The sequence below is a fragment of the Methylopila henanensis genome (assembly GCF_042681025.1).
In the GTDB taxonomy this organism is placed as follows: Bacteria; Pseudomonadota; Alphaproteobacteria; order Rhizobiales; family Methylopilaceae; genus Methylopila; species Methylopila henanensis.
In genome coordinates this window covers 209,573-228,455 of record NZ_JBHUER010000004.1, presented here as the reverse complement: position 1 = coordinate 228,455, position 18,883 = coordinate 209,573, and the positions used below count along the sequence as shown (strand labels likewise).

The following is an 18,883-nucleotide window of genomic DNA, read 5'->3' as shown; positions in this document are numbered from 1 at the left end:
ACGAGGCGCGGTCGTGGCGAGCATCGGACGGGTCCTCATGCGTCGACGAACCGGCCCTTGAGCGCGAACAGGCCGCGCGGCCGCTTCTGGATGAACAGGATGATCAGCACCAGCAGGATGATCTTGCCGAGCACGGCGCCGGCGAAAGGCTCCAGCAGCTTGTTGGCGACGCCGATGGTGAGCGCGCCGACGAGCGTGCCCCAGAGGTTCCCGACGCCGCCGAACACCACCACCATGAAGCTGTCGATGATGTAGCCTTGGCCGAGGTTCGGGCTGACGTTGTCGATCTGGCTCAGCGCCACGCCCGCCATGCCGGCGACGCCGGAGCCGAGGCCGAAGGTCAGCGCGTCGATGCGGTCGGTGCGGATGCCCATGGACGAGGCCATGCGGCGGTTCTGCGTCACCGCGCGCACCTGCAGGCCGAGCGTCGTCTTCTTCAACACCAGTTGGAGCGCGAAGAACACCGCGAGCGCGAACAGCACGATCGCGACGCGGTTCCAGGTCAGCGTCAGCCCGAACAGGTCGAGCGAGCCCGACAGCCAGTCCGGCGTCGAGACCTCGCGGTTCGACGGCCCGAAGATCGAGCGCACCGCCTGCTGCAGCATCAGCGAGATGCCGAAGGTCGCGAGCAGCGTCTCGAGCGGGCGGCCGTAGAGATGGCGGATGACGAGGCGCTCGATCGCGACGCCGACGGCGCCCGCGACCAGGAAGGCGGCGGGCACGGCGATCGCGAGCGAGCCCTCCATCAGGCCCGGCGCGAAGGTCCGCAGCAGGTCCTGCACGAGATAGGTCGTGTAGGCGCCGAGCATGACCATCTCGCCATGGGCCATGTTGATGACCCCCATGACGCCGAAGGTGATGGCGAGGCCCACCGCCGCGAGCAGCAGCACCGAGCCGAGGCTGACGCCGTAGGCCACGTCCTGAACGCGCGCCAGCATCGCCTGCCGGGTCTCGATCGCCTGGATCGCGCTCGCGGCGGCGGACTTCACCGCCTCCGGCGCCGTCTCGGAGAGGCCGCGCAGCAGGACGAGCCCGTCCTGGTCGCCGCGTTCGGCGACGAGCGCGACGGCCGCGACCTTGTCGGCCTCGGGCGCGTCCGTGGTCAGCGTGATCGCGGCTTTCGCGCGCCGCATCGCGGCGAGGACGCGCTCGTCCTTCTCGGCGGCGAGCGCCTTGTCGAGCGCGGGAAGCGTCTCGGGGTCGCGGCCGCGGAACACGCTTTCGGCGGCGCGGAGCCGCGCGCTGGCGTCCGGCGACATCAGCGTCAGCGTGCCGATCGCCGTCGCGACCGCGCGGCGGATGCGGTTGTTGACGCGGACGGGCTTCAGCCCGGCGTCGGCCCCGGCCGCGGCGGGCGCGTTGGTGGCGACGTCGATGGTGGTGCCCATCGGCGTCTTGAACAAAGCCGGCTTTCCGGGCGCGACCAGCAGGCGCCCGTCGAGCGCCGCGGACAGCGCGTCGGCCGCGGCCGGCAGGCCGCTTGTCGCGAGGTCGCCCACGCCCGCTTCGATGTCGTCGTACTTCGTGCTCGCGAGCCTGTCGAAGATCGCCTGCGGCTCGGCCGCGCGGGCGACGCCTGCGAGCGCCACGAGACAGAGAAGGATTCGGAGAAGGGTCATGTGCGGTCCGGCGCCAGACAGACGGGCGAGCGAGGCCTTCGCTCGGATCCCGGCGTCGGGCCGGGACAGCCAAGCCGCCGCGGGCCTATGCGGAGGCCCGCGACGGGTCGTTCGGAGAGCGCGGCCGGCGTCAGGCCGGCCGAGCGCGGCTTACTGCGAGGCCTTGGCCCCGCCGCCGCACTTGCCGGTCTTCACGTTGAAGTTTCCGCACGAGAGCGGCTTGCGCCAGTCCGCGATCAGGTCCTTGGAGCCCTCGAGATACGGCGACCACTCGTTGGCGACGAGCAGGCCAGGCGTCTCGAACACGGTGTCGAACTGACCGTCTTCCTTGATCTCGCCGATCAGCACCGGCTTGGTGATGTGGTGGTTCGGCATCATCGTGGAGTAGCCGCCGGTCAGGTTCGGCACCGAGACGCCGATCAGCGCGTCGATCACCGCGTCAGGCTCGGTCGTGCCGGCCTTCTCCACCGCCTTCACCCACATGTTGAAGCCGATGTAGTGCGCCTCCATCGGGTCGTTGGTGACGCGCTTGTCGTTCTTGATGAACGCCTGCCACTTCTCGATGAACGCCTTGTTCGCCTCATTGTCGACGCTCATGAAGTAGTTCCACGCCGCGAGGTGGCCGACGAGCGGCTTGGTGTCGAGGCCGGCGAGCTCTTCCTCGCCCACGGAGAAGGCCACCACCGGGATGTCGGTCGCCTTCACGCCCTGGTTGCCGAGCTCCTTGTAGAACGGCACGTTGGCGTCGCCGTTGATCGTCGAGACCACCGCGGTCTTCTTGCCCGAGGAGCCGAACTTCTTGATCTCGGAGACGATGGTCTGCCAGTCGGAATGGCCGAACGGCGTGTAGTTGATCAGGATGTCTTCCTGAGCGACGCCCTTCGACTTGAGATAGGCCTCGAGGATCTTGTTGGTCGTGCGCGGGTAGACGTAGTCGGTGCCGGCCAGCACCCAGCGCTGCACGCCTTCCTCGTTCATGAGGTAGTCGACCGCCGGGATCGCCTGCTGATTGGGCGCCGCGCCGGTGTAGAACACGTTCTTCGAGCTTTCCTCGCCCTCGTACTGGACGGGGTAGAACAGGATGCCGTTGGCCTCCTCGAACACCGGCAGCACCGACTTGCGCGACACCGAGGTCCAGCAGCCGAAGGTGGCCGCGACCTTTTCCTTGGTCAGCAGCTCGCGCGCCTTCTCGGCGAACAGCGGCCAGTTCGACGCAGGGTCGACGACCACCGGCTGCAGCTTCTTGCCGAGCACGCCGCCCTTCTTGTTCTGCTCCTCGATGAGCATGAGCATGACGTCCTTCAGCGTGGTCTCGCTGATCGCCATGGTGCCCGAGAGCGAGTGCAGGATGCCGATCTTGATCGTCTCCTCAGCCGAGGCCTGGGCCGGCGCGAAGGCCGCCCATCCGAGCGCGGCGGCCGCAGCTATGGCCCGCCCGAACTTTCCGAAAGTCATTGTTCAACTCCCCGAGTCGCGGCGCGCGCCATCCCGGCTCACGCGCCCGTTCGCGGGGTGAAAGGCATCATCCGTGCCACCGCAGGACGAGCACCGCGCCTTCGGATCAGGCGCCCCGAGCGCAAACTGTTGGCAGACTTAAACTGCCTAGTTTTTGATCATTCGCGCCCGCTGGCGGGCGCCGGCCTGACGATGGCGGCGCTTTTAGGCGCAGTCCGTCGCAGACGTCGTGGGCAGGCTACGCCGCACGTGACGACGTGAGGCGCGCCCGAGACGCTCGCGCCTCAAGCGAGGGACGACCGGGGTCAGGCCCGGCCCCATTCGAGGAAAAAGGAGCGCCCGCCTCAGCCGCCGGAGGACGACAGGACCTGCAGCAGCTCGACGCTGGGATAGCCGTCGGCGGGAAGGTTGTGCTTGAGCTGGGCCTTGCGGGAGGCGCGGCGGGTGTCGCCGCCGAGCTTGCCGTCGACCTCGCCGACGGGGAAGCCGTCGCGGGCGAGCAGGGTCTGAAGCTGCTTCAGCTCGGCCGCGTCGAGCACGCGCACCGGCGCGTTGCCGTTCGAGACCGCGGGCGCGCCCTCGTAGCGGGTCGCGAGATAGGCCGCCGTCATCGCGTAGATGAAGGACTGGTTCCACTTCCGGTAGATGTCGAAATTGTCGTAGGCGAGGAAGGCGGGGCCGTTGCGGCCCATGGGCAGCAGAAGCGCCGCGTTCGCCTCGGCGGGCGCTAAAGAGCCCGTACGGGCCTTCACGCCCCATTCCGTCCAGCGCGCGACCGGATGCTTGACGTCGATGTCGGCCTCGACCCACGGCATCTCCGCCGGGACGACGACCTCCTGCAGCCAGGGCTGGCCGCGCCGCCATCCGAGGTCGGACAGGTACTTGCCGGCGGACATCATGGCGTCGGGCACGCTGCGCATCAGGTCGCGCCGGCCGTCGCCGTCGCCGTCGACGCCGTCGCGGACATAGTCCACCGGCATCATCTGGGTGTGGCCGAGCTCGCCCGCCCAGGCGCCGCGCATGTCGCCGGGCGCGAGGTCGCCGCGGTCGACGATCTTAAGCGCGGCGATGAGCTGCGGCCGGAAGAAGGCCGGGCGGCGGCAGTCGTGGCTGAGCGTCGCGAGCGCATTGCGGGTGTCGAACTTGCCAAGATTGGCGCCGAAGTCGGTCTCGAGGCCCCAGAACGCGGCGATCACCGACGCCGGCACGCCGTACTCCGCCTCGACCCGCTCGAACAGCGCCGCGTTCTGCTTGATGACCTGCGGCCCCTTCGTCACGCGGGCCCCGGCGACCATGCGGCCGGCGAACTGCAGGAAGCTCTGCTGGAACACCGACTGGCCGCGGTCGAGCTGGAGCACCTTCGGGTCGATCGCGACGCCGTCGAGGCCCGCCGTGATCGCCTTCTCCGACACGCCGGCCTCGCGAGCCTCGGCGCGCACGCCGTCAAGGAAGGCGGCGAAGTCGCCGCCGCAGGGAACGGCGGCAGCCGGCGCGGCGGGCGCCTGCGCAAACGCGGGGAAGGCTGCAAGGACGAACGCGGATGCGAGACGCACGACCAGGGACATTGCGACTGCGGGCCTGTTGGAGCGGAGGCGCATGCTTCGACCGGAACGCCTTGCGGGTCAACCCTTCAGGGCGCGCGCTTCAGCCGGCGGACGAGCCGCGCGAGCGCCGCCTCGGCGCGGCGCAGGCCCGGACGGCCGCGCGCGTCGTCATAGGCGCGGCGCAGCGCGCCGGCGCCGAAGGCGTCGACCACCAGCGCGTGGACATAGGACTTGCGCACCACCGCCGGCGTGTTGGCGAGCCGCTCCGAGATCGCGCGCATCACGCCCGCGAGCTGCCGCCGCCGCGCGGTCTCGCTGGTGGCGGGTTCGAGGTCGGCGAGATGCTCGGCGGCGTTCGCGCTCGCGCCCAGCATGCGCAGGTCCTTGGCGGTGACGGGCAGCCCGGTCGCCTCGCGGATGTAGGCGTTGACGTCGACCGCCGTGATGCGGCGCACCGCTCCGTCGTCGCCGCGGTACTGGAACAGCCGGCGGCCCGGCAGCCCGCTGAGCCGGCCGAGCGCACGGGCGAGCCGTCCCGAGCGCATCGAGCAGGCGATGTCCTTGCCGCCCTTGCCGCGGAACGACAGCCGCACGGTCTCGCCAGAGATCTCCACGTGGCGCTTCAGCAGCGTCGACGCGCCATGGGCTTTGTTGGAGCGCAGATAGGTCTCGGAGCCGACGCGGATATGGGTCTCGTCGATCAGGGCGACGGCCGCGGCCAGCGCCTTGGCGCGGCTGAGCTTCGGGCTCGCGAGGTCGCGCGCCACCCGACGGCGGAGCTTCGGCAGCGCCTCGATGACGCGGTCGAGGCGCTCCACCTTCCGGGTCTCGCGCACCACGTTCCAGTCCGGGTGGTAGCGGTGCTGGACCCGCCCGGCCTCGTCGCGGCCGATCGCCTGCAGGTGGCAGCGCGGGTCGGCCGCGATCCGCACGTCCTCGTAGGCCGGCGGAATCGCGAGCGCCTTGATGCGCGCCACCGCCTCGGCGTCGGTGATGCGCTTTCCCCGGCGGTCGAGATAGACGAAGCCCTTGCCCGCACGCCGGCGCGTGATCTCGAGATCGCGGGCGCCGGAGAGCCGCAGCCCCGCCTGCCGCGCGATCTCCTCGATCGTGAGATCGGTGTCCTCGGCCATCAATGCGACCGCAGCGCGTGGATGAGGTCGCTCTTCGTGGCCCGGGACACGCCCTTCAGGCCGATCTCGCGCGCCTTGGCGTAGAGGTCGTCGCGCCGCCAGTCCTCGTAAGGCGGCGACTTGCCCCCTTTGGAGGACGGCGCGTTCGCGCCGCGGTCGCCGTATTTCGCTTGCGCATTGGAGATGCGCGCGGCCTTCTCGGCGCTCGCGCCCTGGTCCCGCAGGGCCTCGTAGACCTCCGGGTTCTTGATCGAAGGGTTTTTGGACGTGGCCTTCTTCGACGACGTCGCGCGCTTCGCAGCCATTGCCGTTCTCCCTGACCTTTGCGCCGCCGCGGATCAAACACGCGGCGCGGCCTGCGGGTTCCGGCCGTGAGCGCGGGCGAGATCCTGGTCGAGGTCACGCGCGGGATCGCGGTCGAGAGCCGGCACGCGGGCTCCGTCGCGGTCTCGGACGCCGCCGGCCGGCTCGTGTTCGCGCTCGGCGACGTCGAACGTCCGACCTTTCCCCGCTCGGCCGTCAAGGCGCTGCAGGCGCTGCCGCTGGTCGAGAGCGGCGCGGCGGCGCGGTTCGGGTTCAGCGACGAGGAGCTCGCGCTCGCCTGCGCCTCCCACAGCGGCGAGCCGGAGCACGTGGCGACCGCAGCCGGCGCGCTCGCCCGCATCGGCCTCGGGGCCGAAGCGCTCGAATGCGGCGCGCATTGGCCGACCAGCGACGCGGCCGCGCGCGCGCTCGCCGCGAGCGGCGTCGGCCCCACCGCGCTCCACAACAACTGCTCCGGCAAGCACGCCGGCTTCCTGTGCCTCGCCTGCGCGATGGAGGTGGAGCCGGCCGGCTACATCCAGCCTGAGCATCCCGTCCAGCGAGAGGTCACCGCGGCGCTCGAGGGCGCGTTTGGCGTGAGCCTCGCGCAGGCGGCCGTCGGCGTCGACGGCTGCGGCATCCCGACCTACGCCGCGCCGCTCGCGTCCGTCGCCCGCGCCTTCGCCCGGTTCGCGACCGGCGAGGGCTTCGGCCCCGCCCGCGCCGCCGCGGCGAAGACGCTGATGCGGGCGGTCTGGTCGGCGCCGTTCCAGGTCGCCGGCACGGGCCGCTTCGACACCGAGGCCATGCAGGCGCTGAAGGACCGCGCCTTCGTGAAGATGGGCGCCGAGGGCGTCCACATCGCCGCCCTGCCGGAACTGGGCTTAGGGGTCGCGATCAAGATCGAGGACGGCGCGACCCGCGCCGCGGAGGTCGCGATGGCGGCCGTGCTCGCCCGGCTGCTGCGCCCCGAGGGCGAGCAGGCCGCATGGCTCGCGAGCCGCATGCGCCGCCGGCTGACCAACTGGGAAGGCGTCGAAGTCGGCGAACTGCGGCCGGCGCCAGCGCTCGGCGCCGCCTGACGCCTGCCGCAAGCTTCGGGCTTCCTCGACGCTCGAAGCCGCCGGTAGGGACCCGGGCGCCTTCCGCTCCGGCGCTTCGCCCGCTCAAAACGAAAACGGGGAGCGCCATGGGCGCTCCCCGTTCCGTCAGTCTCGAGATCAGGTCTCCGAGGCTGTCCGTTCGTCTCAGTACTTGGTGACGAGCGGCGCCAGCGGCTTCTCGGGCGACCACAGCGGGATCACGATGCGCGACCAGAAGCGGGTGTCGTCAGCCGAGTTCTTCGAGTAGATGCTGGTGGTCAGAGCCGCCTGCAGGATCACCGGTCCGAAGTTGTAGCCGATGAGCGGGCCGACCGCGAAGGTCTCGGCCTTGCCGGGGCCGCCGTTGCTACGCTTCTGCGCTTCCGGCAGGTCGTACTCGGTCGAGCCGAAGCCGATCGCGCCGATTTCCCACTTGCCGAAGGTCTTGGTGGCCGTCAGGTCGAGGTTGAAGCCGTTCGAGGTCTTGCCGCCGACGGCGCGGTCGGTGTCGAACGTGTTGCCCCAGATCAGGTTCGCCGTCAGGTTCCAGCCGTCGTTGGTGTAGCTGACCGCGAAGTCCTGACGCCAGGTGGTGGCGCGGACGGACACGTCGTTGTCGCCGACGTTGAAGTAGATGCCCGACAGGTAGCTGACGCCGAGGCCGCCGCCCAGGTCGAACGCGATGCGGCCGGCCAGGAAGGGGTTGTAGAAGCCGGCGTCGTCCAGCGCGCCGCCCGGAGCGTCGCGGTGGATCAGCGGGGTCGCGGCCAGGACCTGGACGTTACCGCCGAAGATCTGCCACGGGGTCGACCAGGCGATCAGCGGGATGTCGACGAGGAGCTTGGTGTCCTTGCCCGGGGTGTCGATCGAACCCCAGCTGAAGGTGTTCACGAAGTACAGGCCTTCCGGCAGCGGGGCGCCGGCGGCGAGGCCGGCCGTCTCGCCCGGCTGCGCAGTCGCGCCGGCGAAGGCCGCCGTCGTCATGGCGCCGAGGGCGAACGCGCCCGCCGTCGCAATCTTCATCACATGCTTCATTTCTTTTCCTCCGATCGGCGCCTCGAAGAGCCGCCGCCTACCCGAGCTGATTTTCGATTACGCCTTCGGTTCGTTTCTTTCGCGATTTAAATCGAAAGTCTTATGTCCACGAACTTCAGACGCAACAAGCGCCCCCGACTCGGCGCCGCCACGTGAAGAGGACAGTTTTTGGACGGCGATTGCTATAGGAATGATCTCATTCTGACCTCATTCCCGCCCGAGTGTCGCGGAAATGTCGCAGCGTGGCCATGCACATGGCGACGTTAACTTTGTTAACTTTCGCGTTGTTTGCTGCACCGCCACATTGGGGGGTTTCTAAGAACTTCAACGGGTTGTAAGGAGCCCGTGAACGCTCCGGATCACGCCGGCGTTAACGAACGGCCCTCGGCGGCCTACCGGACGGTGTTCTGTGCCACCGTCAGCCCCGGCAGCCCGCCCGACCCCGCCGCCCCGAGATCGGGGGTCGCGGCCTCCGCCCAGCGGTATCCGACCACCGCGCCCTTGCGCGAACCTGTCACGGTGTTGCCGACGATCGTCGCCGGGCCGACGCCCTCGACCACCGACACGCCGATTCCCACCTCGCAATTGCGGACGATGTTTCCGCTGATCGCGACGTCGCGCATGTACGGGCCCCAGCCGGCGTGGACGCCGAACGAAGCGGCGTTTTCGATCACGTTGCCGGTCACCGCCACGTCGGCCTCGACCCCGATCCCCTGCCCATAGCCTTCGCCCGGCTGGTCGAGCTTCCGGCGCCGGAACAGGTTGCGGACCACGTTGCCGGTGACGGCGGCGAGCCGGCCGCCCTCGTTGAAGTTGGCGATCGACACGCCGTTGGCGGCGCCGTCGACGAGGTTCCCCGAGACGACGGCGCCGGAGAAGCCGTATTCGACGTAGAGGCCGGTCTCGCCGCAGTCGAGGCACAGATTGTCGGCGATGACGACGTCGCTCGATTCGTGCGCGCGCACGGCGGTGAAGGCCGAGCGGCGGATGGCGTTGCCGGAGACCACGACCCCGGACGCCTTCGACACGTTCACCGCGTTGCCGTTCCAGCCGAGCCCGCCGTCGAGCGCGCCGGTGTCCTCGATGCGGTTGCGCGAGACCACGGCGCCGTCGTCGCCCTTGGCGGTGCGGCGGATCACGACGCCGTTGTTGCGGCAGCCGGTGATGACGTTGTCGGCGACGGTGATCCCGCGGCCGTCCATGGCGAACAGGCCGGACTGGCGCGCGTTGGCGATGCGGGATCCGCGCAGCGCGCCGCCGGAGCGGAACAGCGCGAGGCCGGAGCCGCCGGCGTCCTCGATCGCGAGGTCGTCGAAGGCGAAGGCGGCGACGTCCTCGAACTGGATCAGGCCCGCCTGCAGGCCGCCCGGAAGGTTGGAGCCGTCGAGCAGCAACCCGCGCAGTGCGACGCGGCGCAGGCCCTTGCCCGTGAACAGCGGGCCGGGCTCGGACAGCTCGATCCGCGTCAACTCGGGAACGCCGACGATGGCCGCGCCCTCGGGCAGGGCGACGCGGGCGGCGCGGTAGACGCCGGGCGCGAGCGTCAGCGGCCGCCCTTCCCGCGCCGCCCGCTCCAGCGCGCGGGCGAAGGCGCGGCTCTGGTCGCCGCCGGCGCCCGGCTTCAGCCCCGCGGCCTCGGCCCCGAGTCCTCCGGGCGCGGCGTCCGCCAGCCGCGGCGCCGCGGTCGTGACAAGGCCCGCCGCGAGGCCGAGCGCGAGCCGGCGCCGGGCCTGATCCACCGTATCGCGGAGCCTCTCCGCCGCGCGCTCGCGCTTCATGCCCTGATCGCCCGCTGGTCGTCGTTTCTCCCTGAGCCTAACCGCCGAACCTTTAAGGCCAGGCGCCGCCCGCGCCGGTGGGGGGAACCGGCGGCGCATCTTTCCGTGAGGCCCGAGGTTCGCGCATCCCGCGCTTCATGCCTATAGAAGCGTTCCGTTCCTCAATCCGCTCATCGCCGCGCCGCCCGTGACCGCTTCGTCCCCCTCCCCGCGTCGCCGGGCCGACCTGCTGCTGGTCGAGCGCGGCCTGTTCGACAGCCGCGCTCGGGCGCAGGCGGCGATCGCGGCCGGCGGCGTGCGGGCGAACGGCGTGGCCGTCGCGCGCGCCTCCGACATGGTGCCGCTCGACGCCGAGATCAGCGCCGAGCCGGCGCACCCTTGGGTCTCGCGCGCCGGCGTGAAGCTCGCGCACGCGCTCGACGCCTTCGGCCTCGATGTGACCGGCTGCGAGGCGCTCGACGTCGGCGCCTCGACCGGCGGCTTCACGCAGGTGCTGCTCGCCCGCGGCGCGGCCCATGTGACCGCCGTCGACGTCGGCCGCGGCCAGCTTCACGCGCTGCTCGCCCACGATCCGCGGGTGACGAGCCTAGAGGCGACCGACATCCGCGATCTCGCCGCGTCCGCGCTGCCGCGCGCGCCCGACGTCGTCACAGTCGACGTCAGCTTCGCGCCGCTCGGCGTGGTGCTGCCGGCGGCCGTCGCGCTCGCGGCGCGGTCCGCCGCGCTGGTCGTTCTGGTGAAGCCGCAGTTCGAGGTCGGCCGCAAGGAGATTGGCAAGGGCGGCGTCGTCCGCAGCGCCGAGGCGCGCGCCCGCGCTGTCGCCGACGCCCGGGCGCTCGTCGAGCGCCTCGGCTTCGCGATCGCCGGCGAGCTGCCCTCCCCGATCCCCGGCGGCGACGGCAACATCGAGCACCTGATCGGAGCGCGGCGTCATGGCTGAACGGCTCGCCATCGCCCGGCTCACGACTGCTAAGATCGCTGTGCGCCGATGACGAGGGATGATTTTGCGGCGCAGTTGAACCAGTTGCTCGAATTCACGAGCGATCCGACGGAAATCGCGAGCTGGGCGCACGAACTTTATCTCTCGGAGCAGCACGAGCCTGGCGTCGACGATTTTTTGCTGGGGCTGATAGCCATGAGTATGGGAGAGCAGTTTCTGATCCCGATCGAAGAAATAAGAATGATGATAAGCAGCATTTCAAAATAGAATTTGCTTCTATAGAATTAAATATTAACTTCAGCAGAATTCATTAAAAAATACTCATACGAATGCATCTAATGACGCTCGCGGGCTCCGCTTGCAGCCGGCCGTAGGTCGTCCCAAACAAGGCGGCGATGATCGATGGGCCTATGCGAAGGACATACGCCTGACGGCGCGTCGAAGCCGTTGAGCCTCGATTTGATCCAGCAGCACTGGGCCGCGCAGTAGCGCCCGTCATGCTATAGCCGCCGGCATGACGCTGACGGTGAGGATTGATCGGCTCGGCCATCGCGGGGACGGGGTCGCGGACACCGCGGACGGGCCCGTGTTCGTGGCGCGGGCGCTGCCGGGGGAGTTGGTGGAGGCGGAGCGCGCGGGCGGGCGCGCCACGCTGCTGCGCGTGGTCGAGCCCTCCGCCCACCGGCGCGAGGCCTATTGCCCGGAGGTCGGCGCCTGCGGCGGCTGCGCCACGCAGGAGCTGGCGCAGGACGCGGCGCTCGCCTGGAAGCGCGCGTTGCTGATCGAGGCCTTCGCCCGCGAGCGGCTGGACGTCGCCGGGCTGGTCGGCCCGTGCGTCGACGCCCACGGCGCCGGCCGCCGGCGCGCCACGTTCCACGCCCGCGCCGGCGCGGACGGCCGGGTCGCCGTCGGCTTCGCCGCCGCCCGCAGCCGCGCCATCACGCCGATCGCCGCCTGTCCGCTGCTGGCGCCGGAGATGGCGGGCGCGCTCCCCGCCGCGCGCGCGGTCGCCGCCGCGCTCGGGAAGATGCGCAAGCCGCTCGACCTCGCGGTGACGGCGACCGCTGGCGGGCTCGACATGGACGTGCGCGGCTCCGGGCCGCCGCCCGAGGCGCTCAGGCTGAGGCTGGTGACGCTCGCGGGCGAACTCGACCTCGCCCGGCTCGCGATCCACGGCGACGTGGTGGTGGAGCGGCGCAAGCCGGTCGTCGCCATGGGCCGCGCCCAGGTGGTCCCGCCGCCCGGCGGCTTCCTGCAGGCGACGGCCGCGGGCGAGGCGGCGATCACCGCGCTCGCGAGCCAAGCGGTCGGCCGGGCGAAGCGGGTCGCGGACCTGTTCTCGGGCGTCGGCGCCTTCGCGCTCCGGCTCGCCGAACGCGCGGAAGTCTACGCCGCGGAGGCCGACCGGCCGGCGGTCGCGGCGCTCGCCGCCGCGGCCCGCGCCACGCCCGGCCTCAAGCGGGTGACGGCGGAGGCGCGCGACCTGTTCCTCCGCCCGCTCGCCGGCGCCGAGCTCAAGCCGTTCGACGCGGCGGTGTTCGATCCGCCGCGCGCAGGCGCCGAGGCGCAGGCGCGGATGCTGGCGGAATCGCGGATCGCAACGGTGGTCGCGGTGTCCTGCAACGTCGCGACGCTCGCCCGCGACGCCGCCATCCTGATCCGCGGCGGCTACCGGCTCGAGCGCGTGACGCCGGTCGACCAGTTCCGCCACTCCGCCCATGTGGAGGCGGTGGCGACGTTCCGGCGGGACTGACGGCCGCCGCGCCTACCGCGTCTTCTGGCGTTCGCGGGCCTGGGCGACGGCGTCCTTGAAGCCTTCGTAGTCGAGCGGGGCCGCCACCAGCTTCGGGCCGACTAGATAGACCGGCGTGCCCGGAAACCCCATGCCCCGGGCCTGCGCGTCGTTGCGCTTCAGGAGCGTCACGATCTCGGCCTCGGAGGCCTTGGCGTCCGCCAGCAGGCGGGGCATGTCGACGCCCGCCGCGGCGACCGCGGCGTCGAGGTCGGCGTGCGGGCGGGAGGCGCCCTTCAGCGCCATGAGCGCGCGGTGAGCCTCCTCGTACTTGCCCTGCCGCTTGGCCGCGAGCGCGAGCTTCGCGCCGTAGACCGAGCTCTCCGACAGGATCGGCCAGTCCTTGTAGACGAGGCGAATGCGGCCGTCGGCGCGCACCAGCTTCTCGAGCGCGGGCGCGGAGCTTTTGCAGTAGGGGCAGTTGTAGTCGAGGAAGGCGACGATGGTGACGTCGCCCTTCGGGTTGCCGGCGACCGGGGCCGCGGGGTCGGCGACGATCATCTCGCGGCTGAGGTCGTGGTCTTGGGCCCGCGCGGCGGGGACCGCCGCGAGAAGCGCGAGCGCGGCGGCGAGAGCGCGGACGACGGCCATGGCTTTCCTATTCCCTGACGTGACGACGGCGCGCCGAGGGATGTCCTCGCGCGCGCCGCCTGTCGTATCGCGGATCGGGGCCGTCCCGAACGCAAAAAAGCGCGGGCTCCCCGATCGGCCGGGTAAGCCCGCAGTCGGCCTCGTCCCGAGGGGTGACGAGGCAGGGGTAGGACATCGACCCGCGGCGCGTCCGTCGGGGGCGCGCCGCGGGAAGCTTCGTATCAGCGTCAGGCGTTGGCGAGGGCGGCCTTCGGCTTGCCGTCGGGGCCGTCGAGCGTCGACGGGTTCGCAGCGCCGGAGATCCGGACGTGCTGGGCGAGAACCGGGCGCAGCGCCACGATCGCGAGGAAGGCGGCGAGCAGATCCATGCAGGCGACCGTGTAGAGCACGGTGGCCCAGGTGCCGGTCCACTCCATCAGCAGGTTGCCGACCGGCACGAACAGCGCGCCGATGCCCTTGGCGCAGTAGAGCACGCCGTAGATCTTGCCGATGTGCTTGGTGCCGAAGGCGTCGCCGGCGAGAGCCGAGAACAGCGAGTAGACTTCGCCCCAGGCGAGGAACACCACGCCGGACAGGATCAGGAACGCGTAGGGGTTATGGCCCCAGTAGCCGAGCGCGATGATGCCGAAGCCTTCGAGGGTGAAGGCGATAACCATCGTCTTCTCACGGCCGATGTTGTCCGAGATCCAGCCGAACAGCGGACGGGAGATGCCGTTCATGATGCGGTCGAGCATCAGGGCGAGCGGCAGGGCGGCCATGGTGAAGAAGTAGAGGTTGACGCTGTAGTTCTTGACGCCGAGGTCCTGAGCGATGACGCCGAGCTGCGCGACAGCCATCATGCCGCCGGTGACGACGCAGATGAACATGAAGAACATCAGCCAGAACAGCTTGGTGCGCAGGGCTTCCGTGAGCGTGTAGTCACGGCGCGACTGGGCCAGCTTGTCGGAGACCTTGACCTCGTCCTTGCTCGGAGCGCGCAGGAACATGGCGGCGATGAAGGCGAGCGTGCCCTGCAGGATGCCGAAGAACAGGAAGGTGGACTGGAAGCCGCTCGTGCCGATCATCGAGGCGATCGGAAGGATGGTCGCGGCGGAGCCCATGCCGTAGCCGCCGGCGGTCAGGCCGACCGCGAGGCCGCGACGGTCCGGGAACCACTTCAGCGCGTTGTTGATGCAGGTCGCGTAGATGCAGCCCACGCCGATGCCGCCGACGGCCGCGCCGACATAGAAGCCCGTGAGCGACGTCGCCTGCGAGTTGATGACCCACGACAGGCCCATGAAGATCGCGCCGAAGGCGACCATGGCGCGCGGGCCGTACTTGTCGATGAAGTAGCCTTCGATCGGCGTCAGCCAGGTCTGCACCAGCACGAAGATCGTGAAGGCGATCTGGATCGAAGCGCGGTCCCAGCCGAAGGTCGACTGAATCTCGGGCACGAACAGCGTCCAGGCGTACTGGATGTTCGCGGTCGCGACCATGCAGACGACGCCGACGACGATCTGCGTCCAGCGTTTCCGCTCTGAGACGTTTGGCCTTAGAGCGGGATTGGAAGCATGGCTCATTGGACTTTCCTCTCTCGGTGCACGGCCTCAAGGCCGTTTATGTCATTGTTGTTCTGGTCTCTGCCCGACTTCCGGATGAGCCTCCCCTTCAGGGAAGCTTTCGGACCCAGGCCCGGCCTTGACATTCTTCTGAAAACCCCCGCCGCCTTCGCCCCCGGGAAAGGGCGACCGCGCGGCCGGTGCGACGAATGGCGGAGAAAAATGCCCTCCGCCGCGACTTGCGGGCGCCCTCCAACGCGCCGAAAGTCTGATCCGCCCTCTTTGCGTCGGCCGCCGCGTCGCTTGGTGCGACAGTTTGGCTTACCTAATGACGCATATCTGGCATGCAAAATATGGCATGCCACTTTTGAACTGATAAAGATGGCCTTAGGTCTGGATCGGCTCACATTCGCGTGAGAATCCTCGCCGCAGCGCACACACCGTCGCCCTCACGTTTCGTTTTCTGTTTTTGAAACAGGGACTTAGACTGGTGCGGCAGCGCGTCGCAGACGGTTGCGCGACCTTCAAAGTTTTCTATGGAGCGATCGGCTCCGCCGTCGCCGGACGCCCCTGAGGCATGCCAGCAGGCGCGAAAACCGGCCCGACTCTGCGCTTTCGCGGCCGATCTACCGCCGGCTCAGGTCGTGGCCGGAGGGTCCTATCGGACGCGCACGGCCCCCGGCGCGGAGGGCGCTGGGGAAGCGTGGGGAGGTCAGATCCAGCGCCAGCCGCCGTCGCCGAAGACCAGCGCGCGGCCCTGCCGGATCGGGATGTCCGACACCTTGTCCCGCGCGACGCCGCCGAGCGTCGCCAGCAGCACGCGCGCGACGCCGCCATGGGCGACGAGCACGGCCGGGCCGGTCAGCGCAGCGAGGGCCTCGCCGACTCGGGCTTCGAGGTCGGCGTAGCTCTCGCCCTCCTCCGGGCGGAACGACCACTTGTCGGCGTCGCGGGCGCGCATGGCCTTGGAGTCGCGGAGGCGCGCCTCGGCGAGCGTGGACCCCTCCCATCGGCCGAAGGACAGCTCCTTCAGGCGGGCGTCGGTCGTGAAGCCGTCCGCGTCGAGCCCCATGGCGACGCGCATCCGGCGCATGGTCTCGGTCGCGCGCGACAGCGGGCTCGCGACGAAGACGCGCCCGGCGGCGTCCGGCGAAGCGGCGCGCAGGGCGCGTCCGACCGCGTCGGCCTGATCGCGGCCGCGCGGGTTCAGGGGAATGTCGGTCTGCCCCTGCAGCCGGCCGCAGGCGTTCCAGTCGGTCTCGCCATGGCGGACGAAGATGACGTCCGGCGTCACGCCGGCGTCCGCGAGACCGCGACGACGCTGCGCGTCGCTTGCGCGGCGGCGCCGGGCGTCACGAGCGCGATGACGCTCCGCGTCACGCGGGGGACATGTCCGGCGCGTCGGGGTTCTTCATGCCGACGATGTGGTAGCCGGCGTCCACATGGTGGACCTCGCCGGTGACGCCGCGGCCGAGGTCCGACAGCAGGTAGAGCGCCGAGTCGCCGACCTCCTCGATCGAGACCGTGCGCCGGAGCGGCGCGTTGTACTCGTTCCACTTCAGGATGTAGCGGAAGTCGCCGATGCCGGAGGCCGCCAGCGTCTTGATCGGGCCGGCGGAGATGGCGTTCACCCGGATGGCGTTGGGGCCGAGATCGGCCGCGAGATAGCGCACGCTCGCCTCGAGCGCGGCTTTGGCGACGCCCATGACGTTGTAGTGCGGCATCCACTTCTCGGCGCCGTAATAGGTCAGCGTCAGGATCGAGCCGCCGTTCGTCATCAGCTTCTCGGCCCGCTGCGCGACCGCGGTCAGCGAGTAGCAGGAGATGAACATGGTCTTGTTGAAGTTGTCGGCCGTGGTCTCGACGTAGCGGCCGTCGAGCTGGTCCTTGTCCGAGAAGGCGATGGCGTGGACCACGAAGTCCAGCCCGCCCAGCAGTTCGCCGGTCTTCTCGAACACCGCGTCGATGGTGGCCGCGTCGGTGACGTCGCAATGGCCGACCACTTCGGCGCCGAGTTCGGCCGCGAGCGGCTCCACGCGCTTCTTCAGCGCGTCGCCCTGATAGGTGAAGGCGAGCTTGGCGCCAGCGGTGGCGGCGGCTTTCGCGATGCCCCAGGCGATCGATCGGTTGTTGGCGACGCCCATCACAAGGCCCCGCTTTCCGGCCATCAATCCCTGAAAGGCAGTCATGAAACACCTCTTTACGACGCGCTGCGCGGCGAGTGGCGCCCGCTATGGCATAGGGTCCGGGGCCCTTCAAGCCAACGTGGGCGGCGCAGCATCACAGCGCGTTTCAGTGCGCGACAGGGCCGGCCGACCGGCGGCCCCGTCCGCCGTCACGAGCGCGGGTCGTAGGCGCCCTCGTCGCGCATCTTGCGGGCGAAGGCCTCCAGCTCGCGGTCGCCGCCCTTGGGAAGCGCGATGCGCAGCTCCACCAGCAGGTCCCCGGCGGCGCCCTCCGCCCCGACGCCCTTGCCGCGCAGGCGCAGCGTGCGCGTCCCGTCGGAGCCGGGCGGGACCGTCAGTTCGACCGTGCCGTCGAGCGTGGGAATGCGGACCTTGGCGCCCAGCACCGCCTCGTAGAGCGTGATCGGCGCGGTCACGCGCACGTCGCGGCCTTCGGCGCGGAACTGCGGATCGGGCAGCACGCGCACGGCGACGAGCGCGTCGCCCGGACGGCCGCCGAGGCCGCTCGGGCGGCCCTGCCCCTTCAGGCGGATGGTCTTGCCGCTCTCGATACCGGCCGGGACGGAGATTTCCAGCTCCTTGCCGGTCGGCAGCCGGACGCGCCGCTTCGCGCCCCGCGCCCACTCCCGGAACGGGACCGCGATCTCGGCCGTGACGTCCTCGCCGCGCGGCGGCTCTCCGCCGAAGCCGGCCCCGCCGCGGGGCGGACGCCGGCCGCCGAAGGCGCCGAGAATGTCCTCGAAGATGTCTTCCGTTCCGGCCCGGCCGCGCGCGCCGCCGAAGGGCGACCCGCCTCCGAACTCGAAGTCGAAATGGGCGCCGCGCGCCCCCGCCCCGCGGGCGCCGGCGCCGGCGCTTTCGAAGCCGTGGAAGCGCGGCTTGCCCTCGGCGTCGATCTCGCCGCGGTCGAACTGGCCGCGCTTGTCCTTGTCGGACAGGAGCTCGTAGGCCGCGCCGATCTCGGCGAAGCGCTCCTTCGCCTTGGGGTCGTCCGGCTTCTGGTCCGGGTGCCAGGTCTTGGCCAGACGGCGGAAGGCTTTCTTGATCTCGGCGTCGCTCGCCTGGCGCGTCACGCCGAGCACGTCGTAGGGATCGCGCATCGCGTCGTCACAGTCCGTCGTTCGCATGAATCGGGCGTCGCCGGCTCGCGGCGCCGTCGCTAAACGGCAATGTGGGACGGCTGTGGCCGCAACGCAACAGTGCGGGACTGCGCCTAAGACGCGCGGCCGCCGGACGCCCGGATCGACACCGCCTCCCAGTGCCCCGCCGCGGTGCGGCAGGCGGTGCCTTCGAGCCGCTGCTCGCGGCCGCCGGCGCTGTGGCTGGCGGCGAAGGGACGGCAGGTGGCGCCGTTCTCGATCACCGGGGCGGACGAGGCCGTGAACGACCCGTAGGCGCCGCTGTCGGGATTGGCCCAGGGCACGGAAGCGTTGGCGGCCTCGGCGCCCATGGCGAGCCCGAGCGCGCCGCGCGCGTAGCTCCAGTCGTCGGGCGTCAGCGTGGGCGGCGCCGCGGACGTGGCGCCGGCGGGCTGGGGCGCCGCATAGGCCGACGGGTTGGCGGCGCCCGGCGCGGCCGCCGACGCGGCGCCCTCGATCGGGGCGAGCGGCGCGCGGCTGACCTTGTCGGCCGGAGCCGGCTGCGGGGCCGCGGCGTCGGAGCGCGCGATGCTGCCGGTCGGAATGTCGTCGTCCTTGCCGAACAGCGGATAGGACACGCTGCAGCCCGCGCAGGCGAAGGCCGCGGCGATCGCAAGCGCCGCCGCCGCGTTGCGGCGCAGCGTCGCTCGCGGCCCGAGGCCTGCTCGTGTAGATATCGGGACGGCGCGCTGACGCTGATCGAGGCTACGCATCTCTACTCGGGAACTCCTTGATCATGCGCGGAATG

Annotated in this window: 17 protein-coding genes; 4 read left to right on the top strand and 13 right to left on the bottom strand. The window is 70.6% G+C overall.

The annotated features are described in order from the left end of the window. Window positions 1–35: 35 nt before the first annotated feature. The 5 genes from urtB to ACFSCV_RS07340 all read right to left on the bottom strand — a co-directional run bounded on the left by urtB (window position 36) and on the right by ACFSCV_RS07340 (window position 6,056). Entirely contained in the window at window positions 36–1,619 is a 1,584-nt protein-coding gene (urtB, locus tag ACFSCV_RS07360; protein WP_378798455.1) for an urea ABC transporter permease subunit UrtB, read from the bottom strand. 150 nt (window positions 1,620–1,769) lie between these two features. Continuing rightward, a complete protein-coding gene (urtA, locus tag ACFSCV_RS07355) occupies window positions 1,770–3,074 on the bottom strand; it encodes an urea ABC transporter substrate-binding protein (protein WP_378798453.1) in 1,305 nt (434 codons plus the stop codon). 344 nt (window positions 3,075–3,418) lie between these two features. Then, window positions 3,419–4,639: a lytic murein transglycosylase gene (locus ACFSCV_RS07350; RefSeq protein WP_378798451.1), complete on the bottom strand. Its 1,221-nt coding sequence runs from the start codon at window positions 4,637–4,639 to the stop codon at window positions 3,419–3,421. 65 nt (window positions 4,640–4,704) lie between these two features. Beyond that, window positions 4,705–5,751 (bottom strand): DNA topoisomerase IB, encoded by a 1,047-nt coding sequence (locus ACFSCV_RS07345; RefSeq protein WP_378798449.1) that lies wholly within the window; start codon window positions 5,749–5,751, stop codon window positions 4,705–4,707. Continuing rightward, the gene (locus ACFSCV_RS07340) at window positions 5,751–6,056 is read right to left on the bottom strand and encodes a DUF7218 family protein (protein WP_378798447.1); all 306 of its coding nucleotides are present in this window, start codon (window positions 6,054–6,056) and stop codon (window positions 5,751–5,753) included. The genes ACFSCV_RS07345 and ACFSCV_RS07340 overlap by 1 nt, the downstream gene beginning before the upstream one ends. A gap of 66 nt (window positions 6,057–6,122) precedes the next feature. Between ACFSCV_RS07340 and ACFSCV_RS07335 the strand changes: the two genes are divergently transcribed. Then, a complete protein-coding gene (locus ACFSCV_RS07335; protein ID WP_378798445.1) occupies window positions 6,123–7,136 on the top strand; it encodes an asparaginase in 1,014 nt (337 codons plus the stop codon). A gap of 165 nt (window positions 7,137–7,301) precedes the next feature. Here the strand turns inward: ACFSCV_RS07335 and ACFSCV_RS07330 are convergent, their stop codons facing one another. Then, complete coding sequence (locus ACFSCV_RS07330) at window positions 7,302–8,159, bottom strand: transporter family protein (protein WP_378798443.1); 858 nt, start codon at window positions 8,157–8,159, stop codon at window positions 7,302–7,304. Window positions 8,160–8,563: 404 nt separating this feature from the next. Then, window positions 8,564–9,949 carry a TIGR03808 family TAT-translocated repetitive protein gene (locus tag ACFSCV_RS07325; RefSeq protein WP_378798441.1) on the bottom strand — a complete coding sequence of 462 codons (1,386 nt, stop codon included), beginning with the start codon at window positions 9,947–9,949 and terminating at the stop codon, window positions 8,564–8,566. 187 nt (window positions 9,950–10,136) lie between these two features. Here ACFSCV_RS07325 and ACFSCV_RS07320 point away from each other — a divergent pair, with 187 nt between their 5' ends. The 3 genes from ACFSCV_RS07320 (at window position 10,137) to ACFSCV_RS07310 (ending at window position 12,642) form a co-directional block, all read left to right on the top strand. Next, window positions 10,137–10,889, top strand: coding sequence for a TlyA family RNA methyltransferase (locus tag ACFSCV_RS07320; RefSeq protein ID WP_378798439.1), 753 nt, complete (start codon window positions 10,137–10,139; stop codon window positions 10,887–10,889). 48 nt (window positions 10,890–10,937) lie between these two features. Next, window positions 10,938–11,156: a hypothetical protein gene (locus ACFSCV_RS07315; protein WP_378798437.1), complete on the top strand. Its 219-nt coding sequence runs from the start codon at window positions 10,938–10,940 to the stop codon at window positions 11,154–11,156. Between the two features lie 247 nt (window positions 11,157–11,403). Continuing rightward, window positions 11,404–12,642 carry a class I SAM-dependent RNA methyltransferase gene (locus ACFSCV_RS07310; RefSeq protein WP_378798435.1) on the top strand — a complete coding sequence of 413 codons (1,239 nt, stop codon included), beginning with the start codon at window positions 11,404–11,406 and terminating at the stop codon, window positions 12,640–12,642. A gap of 12 nt (window positions 12,643–12,654) precedes the next feature. On the opposite strand, the gene ACFSCV_RS07305 is transcribed toward ACFSCV_RS07310, so the two are convergent. The 6 genes from ACFSCV_RS07305 to ACFSCV_RS07280 form a co-directional block, all read right to left on the bottom strand. After that, window positions 12,655–13,272, bottom strand: a complete 618-nt coding sequence (locus ACFSCV_RS07305; RefSeq protein ID WP_378798433.1) for a DsbA family protein — start codon at window positions 13,270–13,272, stop codon at window positions 12,655–12,657. Window positions 13,273–13,499: 227 nt separating this feature from the next. Further along, window positions 13,500–14,831 (bottom strand): oxalate/formate MFS antiporter, encoded by a 1,332-nt coding sequence (gene oxlT, locus ACFSCV_RS07300; protein ID WP_378798431.1) that lies wholly within the window; start codon window positions 14,829–14,831, stop codon window positions 13,500–13,502. 691 nt (window positions 14,832–15,522) lie between these two features. After that, window positions 15,523–16,104, bottom strand: coding sequence for a histidine phosphatase family protein (locus ACFSCV_RS07295; protein ID WP_378798429.1), 582 nt, complete (start codon window positions 16,102–16,104; stop codon window positions 15,523–15,525). An 82-nt stretch (window positions 16,105–16,186) separates the two neighbouring features. Next, window positions 16,187–16,999, bottom strand: a complete 813-nt coding sequence (fabI, locus tag ACFSCV_RS07290) for an enoyl-ACP reductase FabI (protein WP_378798427.1) — start codon at window positions 16,997–16,999, stop codon at window positions 16,187–16,189. 146 nt (window positions 17,000–17,145) lie between these two features. After that, on the bottom strand, window positions 17,146–18,096 hold the full coding sequence (locus tag ACFSCV_RS07285) for a DnaJ C-terminal domain-containing protein (RefSeq protein WP_378798425.1): 951 nt from the start codon (window positions 18,094–18,096) through the stop codon (window positions 17,146–17,148). 113 nt (window positions 18,097–18,209) lie between these two features. Further along, window positions 18,210–18,848, bottom strand: a complete 639-nt coding sequence (locus ACFSCV_RS07280; protein ID WP_378798423.1) for an RT0821/Lpp0805 family surface protein — start codon at window positions 18,846–18,848, stop codon at window positions 18,210–18,212. Window positions 18,849–18,883: the final 35 nt, after the last annotated feature.